Raw genomic sequence first — 11,204 nt, forward strand, 5'->3', positions numbered from 1 at the left:
TGAAGGTAAAAACAAAAAATAAGGGTACATAATTGAGCACCCTTATTTTTCATGTTTTTTTAGCATATATATACTTTTTATAATCAATTGCGTTTTAAAATATATTTTTTAATACATCATTAATTTTATTATTTATATCATTAACATCTATCGACTTTATTATTTCATCTTTTAATTTATATTTCCCCTTTAACATTAATATCCTATAAACACTTTCATCTATCCTTTTCTGCGATATCTCTCCCTTTAAAACTGAATTTTTCAATGCATTAATTACTGCCATTTCATTATCATAACCATGACACACAAGCACTATATCGGTTCCTGCCTTTACTGATTTAACAGCAGCTTCATAGATATTATAGTTTTTCGTTATAGCTCCCATGGTCATATCATCAGTAATTATAACCCCTTTAAAATTAAGATCTTTTCTTAAGATATCTGTAATGATTATTTTTGACATTGATGAGGGATTTTCCTTATCTATCTTAGGCAAAAGTATATGTGCAATCATTACTGCATCTGCATTGTTTTTTATTGCCTCTGCAAAAGGTTTTAATTCAAAGCTCTTCAACCTTTTTAAATCGTTATTTACAGAAGGTAATCCCATATGAGAATCTACGGAGGTATCTCCGTGTCCCGGAAAGTGTTTCACTACTGGTATAATATTTTGTGATCGAATTCCCTTCATAGTTTGACTCCCTAAGTTGCTTACAACACTTACATTTGCTCCAAAGGATCTATTACCTATAACTGGATTATTAGGATTGCTGTTAACATCAAGAACCGGTGCAAAATCCATATTAAAACCAAAAGAACCTATCTCATTTCCTATGGCACCACCTATATTGTACGATAATGTCTCATCATTTATTTTTCCTATGGCTTTGTTTGTTGGAAATTTTTCAAACTCCTTAGGCATTCTTGTTACTCTACCACCCTCTTCATCAACAGATAAAAATAATGGTATTTTATTTTGTAGATTTTCACCTTTCAATGAATTTAGTAGTTTAAGTAACTGATTGCTCTCTTGAACATTATTTGCAAATAATATAACTCCTCCTACCTTAGACTTTTGTACGAGACTTTTAGTATTCTCATTTAAATCATATCCCTCAATTCCTACTAGGAGCATTTGTCCTATCTTCTCCTCTATAGTCATTTTACCTATTTGCTCTATAATGGGATCTATTACCTTAGGCTCCTCTATCACTTCTAAATCTTGTGAATCATTGCCTTTTGTTGTCATCTCCTGTGACGTGTTATTATTTACATCTTTATTATTAATCTTCTTAATTATATTACAAGCAGACAATATTGATATAATCAATATCAGCATTAAAATTATAGTGGATTTTTTTAACAATGCTTAGCCTCCTATCATTTTAAAACATAGACTATTTCTATTATACTTTCAGTAACTATATTAAAAGAAAATATATCAGCCGTAGAGCTTTTTACTGCTCTTCTAATAATTACAAGAGTTTATATATGCCAATTAATCTAAAGTTTTTCTAAATTGAACTATACTTAGTGTTAATAAAATTAGTCCTAAAGAAAATAGAATAAGCACATCCTTATATAGCACTTCCATTCCTACTCCCTTGAGTACGATGCCTCTTAATATATTCAAAAAATACGTAAGTGGTATAATGCTACCTAAAAACTGTATTATTTTTGGCATTGATTCTCTTGGGAAAATAAAACCAGACAAAAGAATGCTTGGAAGTAGTACTAGAAAACTAAGTTGCATTGCTTGAAGCTGAGTTTTTGCGGCAGTAGATATTAAAATTCCTATAGCTAGTGAACAAATAACAAAACCTAGACCCAAAAATAATAGTAGTAGCAAACTTCCAATAACAGGTACAGAGAACCATCCAACTCCTAAGGACAGTGCAAAAATAAAATCTAAATACCCAATTACAACATATGGTACAAGTTTCCCCAGTATTAATTCTGGAGCTGTCACAGGAGACACCATTAACTGCTCTATAGTTCCTCTCTCCCTTTCTCTAACTAAGGCAAAGGCTGTTAATAATATAGTTATATTCTGCATTATTAGTCCTACAAGGCCTGGAATTACAAAGTTTTGATTTCTTAAACTAGGATTATAGAGGACTCTGGTATTCACCTCTACCCCTCCTATGTCTGCAATACTTGGATACTTTTCCATAGCCTTACTCCAAAATTTAGCACCATATCTTTCTCCTGTCAAAGCACCACTACTAAAAACTGTTCTAGCTGTAGTTGGGTCTGAACCATCAATTAGAAATTGCACTGAAGGCTTTTCTCCTTTTAGTATTCTGCTGCTATAGTCTGGAGGAATTATTATTGCTGCATGAACCAGACCACTATCCATTTTGCTTTGAACACTTTCCATGTTGTTTTCTTCCTTAGTTATATTAAAATATCCTGTATTTTCAAAACTCTTTATAAATTCTCTACTCTCTTTAGTGTGGTTTTGATCTATCACTGCTGTAGATATATTATCCAGCTCTGTAGTTACAGCATATCCAAAAAGCACCATCATTATGATGGGCATCATAATTGCAATACCAAAGCTAGCTTTATCTCTTTTAATTTGAATAAATTCCTTTTTAATTATTGAAATAAATCTCTGCATATTCATAATCTGTTACTCCTCTCCCAGAGCAAATTTAATATCTTCAAAGGAACTTTCAATTTTTTCATTGCTCTCTTTTTCAACATACTTTATAAAAACATCTTCTAGATTATTTACCCCTTCTTTTTTAATTAATTCTTTAGGGGTTCCACTGGCAATAATTTTACCATTAAAAATAAAGCTTACCATATCGCAACTAGCTGCCTCATCCATATAGTGTGTTGTAACCAGCACCGTTATTCCACTGTTTGCAAGGGAATAAATTATTTGCCAAAATACCCTTCTAGAAACCGGGTCAACGCCAGCTGTAGGCTCATCTAAAACTAATAGCTTTGGTTTATGGATTAGTGCACACCCTAAGGCAAGACGCTGTTTCCATCCACCTGAAAGATTTTTAGTTATAGTTTTTTCCCGTCCAACAAGACCAGCCATTTTTATTATTCCTTTTTTTCTCTCATCTCTTTGTTTTTTACTTAATCCATATATCCCTGCGTAAAAATCTAGATTTTCATTTACAGTTAATTCTTCGTATAAGCTAAATTTTTGAGACATATAACCTATATTCTGTTTTATTTTTTCTCCCTCTTTAAAAACATCGTAGCCCAAAACCTTAGCACTCCCCGCACTAGGAGTTAATACCCCACAGAGCATTCTAATAGTAGTGGATTTTCCCGAACCATTGGGTCCTAAAAACCCATATATTTTTCCCTTTGGCACATTAAAGCTTATATTATTAACTGCAAAAAAGTCTCCGAATTTTTTTGTAAGATTATTTACCTCTATAGCCATATCCATATTATTCACCAGCTTTCAGCATTATATCTACCATCATTCCTGGCACAATATTTTTATTTTCTGTTATTGAAATCTTAACTTGAAACACAGTATTTTCTCTTTCTGCTTTTGTTTCAGTATTTTTAGGGGTGAACTCAGATACAGGAGAAATAAATGTTATCTTTCCACTTCCTATTTTCACTTCATTAAAATAAATATCTAAGACTCCACCTAGCTTAATTTCATTTCTTTTTGATTCTTCTACATATATTTGAGCAAATTTTTCACTATTATTTATTACCTTGGCAATATTCATTCCTGGTGTTACCATTTCGCCTTTGTTTACAAAAACCTCTGTAACCACACCGTTAAAATCACTTTTTATATTAGTCTTGTCTATTTGAAGCTGAGCGAGGTCCACGGCATTTTGCGTTGCTTCAATTCCATTATCAACTTGCTTTATCATATTATCAGAAGCATTGCTAGGTAAGGAGTCTTTTTTAAGCACTGCAGAATTCATTGCTATAGTTGCTTGTTTCTTTTGAAGCTCATACATCTTTGTATCAAGTTGTGCTGTCTTTTCATCTTGCTTTACCTCTTGTCCTTGCACTATATTTATTGAATTTAGCTTTCCACCTATTTCTGTAGAAATATTATAACTATCACTCTCTACAGTTGCAGTATAACTATTATCTCCTCCATCTTTAGATGCATTACACCCTGTGAAAGTAAAAACCACTAATAAACTGATCAACATCAAACCGATTTTTTTCATCATACAACTCCTTTTGAATTTTATTCCTGATTTTACTATTGCATCTACTATCCAATTTTATTCACTGTAAGTCCATTTAAGAATAACTCAATTATTTCATCTACTTCTTGTTTATTTCCAATTTCTTTGTTGTCACCCATAATTTTCTTTTGAATAATATAAGCCATAAAAGTACCTAATAGTGCTCTGCTAACTACTGTTGGATCAAAGTCTTTAAAGCGACCTTTTGCAATTCCACTTTTAATAAATTCCCCTAAAAAATCCTTAACTTTTAAAACCACATTTTCGAAAAAACTTTTTCTAATATCCGCATGAAACTGAATTTCAGTAATAATAACCTGTATGATATCCCAGTATTTGTTGAACACTTCTAATCTATCCATTAGTAGCATTTTTAGTATATCCGAATCATCTTTGTCCCTATTCTCTTTTAAAATTTTCCCCACAGGGTTTGCTACAAGTTCCTCACTCATAACTTCAATAAGTCTACTCATAACTTTGATTAAAATATGTTTTTTTGTTTTATAATACCTAAAAACTGTCCCCTCAGCTACCCCTGCATCTTTTGCAATTTCACTGGTAGTCGTTGCACTAAAACCCTTTTTAGAAAATAGTAATATTGCAGATTCCAGTATCTTTTCTTCTTTGTTTTCTTTAGACATTTATCTTCTTCCTTTCAACTATAATATATAATGAGTGATTACTCACTTATTATATTTCTTTAATTATATTTTGTAAAGTTTTTTCTTTTACTCGTTTTAATTAATAATTATTATCATATATTAATGTTTTTTGTTTACAATTAATTCCCATTAATATCTATAATTATTTCTCAATTGATAATTGTTATTTCTATGATTATTTTTAAAAATTGTATAACATTTCCACGTTTGTAGCATATAATAATTAATGTATATATTATTAATTGATAATGAGGTGTAATAAATGGAATCTGAATCATTAAAGGGTCTGAGCACTGAACAAGTGAAATCCCTTAGAGAGAAATATGGTTTTAATGAACTTATAAAAATTAAAAAGTCTAATCCTATACTAAAATTTTTAAGTGTATTCAAAGAGCCAATGTTTATATTATTAGTAGGAGCCGCAACCTTATATTTTATATTAGGGGAACCCAGAGAAGGTAGTATAATGCTTATCTTTGTTATGTTTGTTGCTACCATAACCTTCGTTCAAGAATGGAAAACCGAAAAAACTATGGATGCTCTAAAAGATTTGACTTCTCCTCATGTTGTGGCAATGAGAAATGGTAAAAAACAAGTAATCAAAAGCTGTGAACTTGTACCTTCAGATATAATTTTCTTATCCGAGGGAAATCGTATTCCTGCTGATTGTGAAGTTATGGAGGAATCAAATTTTTCAGTAGATGAGTCTTCACTTACTGGAGAAAGTGAACCTGTATACAAATTGCCACTCGGAAGTATAGATTCCTCTAAATCCTATTGGAAACAGGATACTTTATATGCAGGTACCTTGTCTAATTTCGGTAAATGTACCGCTAGAGTAACGACAATAGGCTTTGAGACGGAATATGGGAAAATTGGAAAAGCTATAAGTGAAACAAACCAGGAACTTTCTCCTCTCCAGAAAAAAGTATCTCAGTTAGTAAAAACTTTAGCTATTGCTGGCTTTATTCTATGTATTATGGTAATTGGTTTTTCCTATATGTACACAGGAGAATTTGTTAAGAGTATCCTTGCAGGTGTAACCTTGGCTATGGCAATTATTCCAGAGGAATTTCCTGTGGTGCTTACAATATTCTTATCCCTAGGTGCTTTCAGACTTGCTAAAAAGAATACCTTAATTCGCAAAATACCTGCAGTGGAAACATTAGGTTCTACCACAGTGCTTTGCGTAGACAAAACAGGAACCATCACACAAAATATTATGAGAGCTAAAGTTATATATAGAAATGGATTCGTAGATCCTGATAAATTGAAGGATAAAGATTTAGCTAAACTTTTAGTTTTAGCTTGTGAGAGGGATCCCTATGATCCTATGGAAAAAGCTATAGTAAATGCTGGTAAGGATAAAATAAATATACATCAACTTTACAATCTTGAGCTAACTAAAAAATTTGCTTTTGATTCTAAAACTAAAAGAATGGCAAATATTTATAAGGAAAATGGCGCTTATTATGTAGCAGCTAAAGGTTCACCAGAGACCATACTACCTTTATGCAATTTAACACAAAATGAAGATACAAAAATTTTAGATACTATAGATGATATGGCTAGCAAAGGGTTAAGGGTTCTTGCACTTGCAGACTTAGTAACTAATACTATAAATGATCATTTAGATCAATATAGACTATGTTTTAAGGGATTAATTGGACTTCAAGATCCACCAAAAGCTGGTGTACAAGATGCTATAAACAACTGTAAAAAAGCTGGTGTAAGAGTAATGATGATAACCGGAGATTATTCTAAAACAGCTATAGCCATAGGAAATGAAATAGGTCTTAACTTTTATAACTGCGCCATTACTGGTGAAGAAATTGATGCTATGACGGTAGACGAACTTAGCACCGCAGTAAGCCATTGTGATATTTTCTCAAGAGTGATTCCAGAACATAAAATGAAGATAGTTAAGGCACTTAAAAAGAATGGCGAAATTGTTGCAATGACTGGCGATGGTGTAAATGATGCTCCAGCACTAAAAAATGCAAATATAGGCATTGCAATGGGAAAAAGAGGAACCGAAGTTGCCAAAGAAGCTGCAGATATGATTCTAATGGATGATAATTTCACAACTATAGTTCACTCCATAGAAGATGGAAGAAGGGTTTTTGATAACATTCGGAAAGCTATGGTATATATAATGATAATCCATATTCCTATTATGGCCTTAGCATTATTTTCACCTATTTTCAACTTACCGCAAATATTACTACCTGTTCATATCGTACTTTTAGAGTTAATACTAGATCCAACCTGTTCTATAGTCTTTGAAGGTGAGCCTGCAGAAGATTATATCATGGAGCAGCCCCCACGATCTCCAAGTGAACCACTACTCACAAAAAAGTTAACAAGAAAAGTAATATTTCAGGGTACAACATTGTTTTTAGCAGCCTTTTTGCCTTTCCACTATATGGTTGATTCAGGTTTCAGTGCAGACTATGCAAGAACTTTTTCACTAATGGTCTTAATTGTGGGAAATGTAGTTCTAGTCTTAGTTAATAGATCTAACACTAAGTATTTAATTAGTCTTTTTAAGGAAAAAGGTAGTAAAGCTAGATTTTACATTAATAGTTTAGCTTTAGTAATGTTATTCTCCATTGTGTATATTTCAGCTGCCCATCCTATTTTCAAAACTGTAGCGCTGGATTTTAAAACAGCTATAATTGCCTGCCTACTTGGTGCTGTATCCACAGGTTGGTGGGAAATAGTTAAGTTTTTAAGTAATTCAAAGCACAATAAAATTATAAAAAATTCTACAATTAATACAGTTAATACAACTAAAAACATCTAATTTCTAAAATTAGATAATTTTTAATTCTAGATTTTTATGTTAAATATTAGAAAACACCAAACTCTTAAGCTATTTAAGTGTTTGGTGTTTTCTTAAATTTCATCTTCTTATAAAATGTCCTTTCTGGAGTAGCTTTTCAAGTTCCTCTGGTAAAACCGGCGGACTATAATAGTACCCTTGAATTTGGTCACATTTGTTTTTCCTTAAAAAATCAATTTGTTCCTTTGTTTCTGCACCCTCCGCTATAACAGTAATCTTTAAATTTTCAGATAAATTTATAATTGTTTTTGCTATTGTGCCATCATCATTTTCTGGATAATCCTTAACAAATTCTCTGTCTATCTTTATCTTATCGAATTTGAATTTTCTCAAATAACTTAATGAAGAATATCCTGTACCAAAATCATCCATCGCCAATCTTACACCAATACTATTAATACTAACTAACTGAGTCTGCGAATTAAGATCATTATCTAGAAGTAACCCTTCCGTAATCTCTATTTCTAGTGATTCGCCACTTAAATCATACTTCTTTAATTTTTCTTGTATAATTTTAAAAACATCCGCTTTTTTAAACTGCACAGGAGAAATATTTACTGACATTAAGATAGGTTTAAGCTTTTGCTCTCTCCACCTTTTGTTTTGTCTTAAAGCTTCATCTAACACCCATTCGCCAATTGGCAAAATAAGTCCTGTTTTTTCTGCAATAGGAATAAATCTAACTGGTGATACATTTCCCAGTTCTGGGCTTTCCCATCTTATTAATGCCTCTGTTCCAACTATTTGCTCAGATGCTAAATCCACTTGTGGTTGATAAGTTAAATATATTTCGCCTCTTTCTAGTGCTCCTCTTAATAGATGTTTAATTTTAATATTTTCCAAATATTTATCCTTAAGCTCAGACTTATAAAACTTTGCATTGCTTTCAGTATCCTCTGCGGCATATGCCTTGGCTATATTAGCATTTTCAATTAGCTGCTCTACAGTATCTAAATGACCCTCATATCTTGCAACTCCCATAGCTAATTGAACGTGCATTTCTTGTTCCTCTATTATAGAGGTATTATTGAATTCATTTAAAATATTATTAACAAACTCTATAATAATATTATCATTTTTATTATCATTTTTATTACCTTCTAAAAGAATAATAAATTCATTTTTTCCTGGAGATCCTATAATAAAGTTATCTTTCATATAAATTTTTATTCTTTTTAATGTTGTTATTATTAGATAATCCGCCTTTTTAAATCCTAAACCAGTTTTTATGGTATCATAATTTATAATTGATAATGATAGTAAACTATACTCATAATCTAAATTATCAGAATTCGTATTGATTTTTTTACGAATTAACTCTTTCATTAGTGATAAATTAGGTAGTGAAGTAAGTCTATCATAATTCTTTAAAATATTAATACTTTCTTCTTTTTCTTTTATTAAAGTTAAATCTTCAAATATCCCTACATATTGTATATCCTCATCACCATCACCTTTTATAGCAATTATTTTTAACCATTTAGGATATAGTTCACCATTTTTCTTTATGTCCCAAATTTCGCCTTGCCAATTCCCATAAGTTTCTATAGCTTGCCACATATTTTTGTAAAATTTTTTGTCATGCTTTCCTGATTTAAAAGTCGAAGTTTTTAAACTTAAAACTTCTACTTCCTTATACCCTGTAATATTTAAAAAAGCTTTATTTACATATGTAATATTAGTTTTTGAGTCTGTAATTAATATAGCTTCCTTTGAATTATCAAAAACCTTGCTTAAGGCCTTTACTCTTTTTAGAGATTCCTGTCTTTTAAAAATAATATAAGTGACTATAGTAGAACATAATACGATGATTATAAGGAATATACAACCTATTTCCCAAAAACCGTTTGCACTTAAGCTGTTTGTAAAACTAAAGTCCTCACTAGGATAGCTGATGATAGTCTTCCAATATGAATATCCACTATTATTTGAGAAGTTTTTGTCATTTTTTTCTTTTATATAAGAAAGTGGATAAACTGTATTATAATAAAATATTCTGTCTTTATTTTCTACATATCCAAATTCATTATTATTTATGGTATCCCACATATCACTATTTTCACTTTTAAACGAAAAGAGTTTTTTATTATCATACATAAAGTTCCAATCTTTTTCTTGATCTATACTTTTTATAAAATTTCCATCTGGGTTTATTAGTTCAATATTAAAATCACTATTTTGTTTTGCATTTTCATTAATTATGTCTATTAAATTTTCATTAACTGTATCTAACAGATTCTCACCTAAATAGTTAAAAATCAATATGCCGATCTTTTCACCATTATTTTTGAATATTGGCACTCCAAAACGTATGGTAGGTTTAATTGGCTCTTCAATTATCCCATTTTCAGTGTTTAAATCAAATTGAGAAATATATATTTCTTCTGGTTTTAAATTTGATGTTTTCTTAAAATATTCCATATCATTCTTATTTTCAAGTTGTTTTTCTTCTACTATGTATACATTTCCATTATTATAATTTACTCTAGCTAGCTCCATTCCCTTTATGTCTATAAATCTTAACTGATCATAAATTGCCTTAGTTTTACTAAATCTCATAAACATTTTATTTAGCTCCATAAGATTCTTCCCTGTAGGGTTATTAGCATAGTCATAAAGTATAGCTGAGTCCTTGATAACTTTCAAATCTGAGGTTATAGAATTAATAGTAGCCTGGATGTTTAATTTATTAATTTTTCCTATGTTATTTTCTCTTTGCATAAGCAATTGCTTATTCTTTTGATTTTGCCAATTATTAACTAGGAATAATGCTGATACTAAAATTATTAATAGTGGTAAAAATATTGCAGTAAACTGTTTTAATAATTTTATCCTATTATACCAAGTTTTGCTTTTGCTTTTAATCATCTAATCCCCCCTTAATAATTATTATACTATATTTTCCACTCATGGAAACATATAATTAAATATTTTCACAAAAAAAATAAACCCTATAGGTTTAATCCTATAGGGTTATAACACTCTTTAACTATCTTCTGAATCCTCTGTCATTTTGTTGTTTTCTTGCTCTTCTGCAATCAACACATCTTTGAGGTTCATTATCGAATCCTTTTTCTTTGTAGAATTCTTGCTCGCCTTCAGTGAACACGAAGTCTTTAGAACAGTCTTTACAAACTAAAGTCTTATCTGCCATTTTAAACATTCCTCCTTTTTCCAAATATTAAGATGTAGAACCGATTAACAATTATATTCTAAAAAGAGGATATGTTGTTATCTAGTTTAATCTCAGCACTAGCCGCTATTATACAACTAATATAAACTTATTTTAACATATAGCTTACTAAAAGGCAATATATTTATTATTGTTTATTAACAATATTTCTCAAATGTCATGTTGAAAAGCACAAGGTACAGTTAACAAATAATCACACTTCTACCATGGCAATAACCCTTAGTGAACCTCCCATGACTGAAGTCACGAGCTTCTATTGTTGCCAATAAATTTTCCCACATCTACGTCCTCGTAACCCTTAACATAACAAC

Annotated in this window: 8 protein-coding genes; 1 reads left to right on the top strand and 7 read right to left on the bottom strand. The window is 30.7% G+C overall.

All coding sequences use genetic code 11. From position 1 onward, the window contains the following. Window positions 1–94 precede the first annotated feature (94 nt). From nagZ to KPL51_RS18210, 5 genes are all read right to left on the bottom strand, one after another. Window positions 95–1,366 (bottom strand): beta-N-acetylhexosaminidase, encoded by a 1,272-nt coding sequence (nagZ, locus tag KPL51_RS18190; protein WP_224854410.1) that lies wholly within the window; start codon window positions 1,364–1,366, stop codon window positions 95–97. Between the two features lie 132 nt (window positions 1,367–1,498). Continuing rightward, window positions 1,499–2,629 (bottom strand): ABC transporter permease, encoded by a 1,131-nt coding sequence (locus KPL51_RS18195; protein ID WP_216164555.1) that lies wholly within the window; start codon window positions 2,627–2,629, stop codon window positions 1,499–1,501. Window positions 2,630–2,635: 6 nt separating this feature from the next. Beyond that, complete coding sequence (locus tag KPL51_RS18200) at window positions 2,636–3,418, bottom strand: ABC transporter ATP-binding protein (protein ID WP_216164558.1); 783 nt, start codon at window positions 3,416–3,418, stop codon at window positions 2,636–2,638. Window position 3,419: 1 nt separating this feature from the next. Next, complete coding sequence (locus KPL51_RS18205; protein WP_216164561.1) at window positions 3,420–4,172, bottom strand: HlyD family secretion protein; 753 nt, start codon at window positions 4,170–4,172, stop codon at window positions 3,420–3,422. Window positions 4,173–4,219: 47 nt separating this feature from the next. Continuing rightward, entirely contained in the window at window positions 4,220–4,834 is a 615-nt protein-coding gene (locus KPL51_RS18210) for a TetR/AcrR family transcriptional regulator (protein ID WP_216164564.1), read from the bottom strand. Window positions 4,835–5,117: 283 nt separating this feature from the next. Here KPL51_RS18210 and KPL51_RS18215 point away from each other — a divergent pair, with 283 nt between their 5' ends. Then, the gene (locus tag KPL51_RS18215) at window positions 5,118–7,661 is read left to right on the top strand and encodes a cation-translocating P-type ATPase (protein ID WP_216164567.1); all 2,544 of its coding nucleotides are present in this window, start codon (window positions 5,118–5,120) and stop codon (window positions 7,659–7,661) included. A 99-nt stretch (window positions 7,662–7,760) separates the two neighbouring features. Here the strand turns inward: KPL51_RS18215 and KPL51_RS18220 are convergent, their stop codons facing one another. Both KPL51_RS18220 and KPL51_RS18225 read right to left on the bottom strand, forming a co-directional pair. Beyond that, complete coding sequence (locus KPL51_RS18220) at window positions 7,761–10,568, bottom strand: EAL domain-containing protein (RefSeq protein ID WP_216164569.1); 2,808 nt, start codon at window positions 10,566–10,568, stop codon at window positions 7,761–7,763. 121 nt (window positions 10,569–10,689) lie between these two features. After that, on the bottom strand, window positions 10,690–10,854 hold the full coding sequence (locus KPL51_RS18225) for a zinc-ribbon domain-containing protein (RefSeq protein WP_125002068.1): 165 nt from the start codon (window positions 10,852–10,854) through the stop codon (window positions 10,690–10,692). Window positions 10,855–11,204 lie beyond the last annotated feature (350 nt).

This window comes from Clostridium bowmanii (assembly GCF_018861315.1).
GTDB classification, from domain to species: domain Bacteria; phylum Bacillota; class Clostridia; order Clostridiales; family Clostridiaceae; genus Clostridium_AD; species Clostridium_AD bowmanii.

What these genes read in the sequence shown, in the direction of transcription:
- KPL51_RS18195 (WP_216164555.1), bottom strand. Translation starts at nt 2,629, where the DNA reads ATGAATATGCAGAGATTTATTTCAATAATTAAAAAGGAATTTATTCAA.
- KPL51_RS18200 (WP_216164558.1), bottom strand. Translation starts at nt 3,418, where the DNA reads ATGGATATGGCTATAGAGGTAAATAATCTTACAAAAAAATTCGGAGAC.
- KPL51_RS18220 (WP_216164569.1), bottom strand. Translation starts at nt 10,568, where the DNA reads ATGATTAAAAGCAAAAGCAAAACTTGGTATAATAGGATAAAATTATTA.
- KPL51_RS18205 (WP_216164561.1), bottom strand. Translation starts at nt 4,172, where the DNA reads ATGAAAAAAATCGGTTTGATGTTGATCAGTTTATTAGTGGTTTTTACT.
- KPL51_RS18210 (WP_216164564.1), bottom strand. Translation starts at nt 4,834, where the DNA reads ATGTCTAAAGAAAACAAAGAAGAAAAGATACTGGAATCTGCAATATTA.
- KPL51_RS18225 (WP_125002068.1), bottom strand. Translation starts at nt 10,854, where the DNA reads ATGGCAGATAAGACTTTAGTTTGTAAAGACTGTTCTAAAGACTTCGTG.
- KPL51_RS18215 (WP_216164567.1), top strand. Translation starts at nt 5,118, where the DNA reads ATGGAATCTGAATCATTAAAGGGTCTGAGCACTGAACAAGTGAAATCC.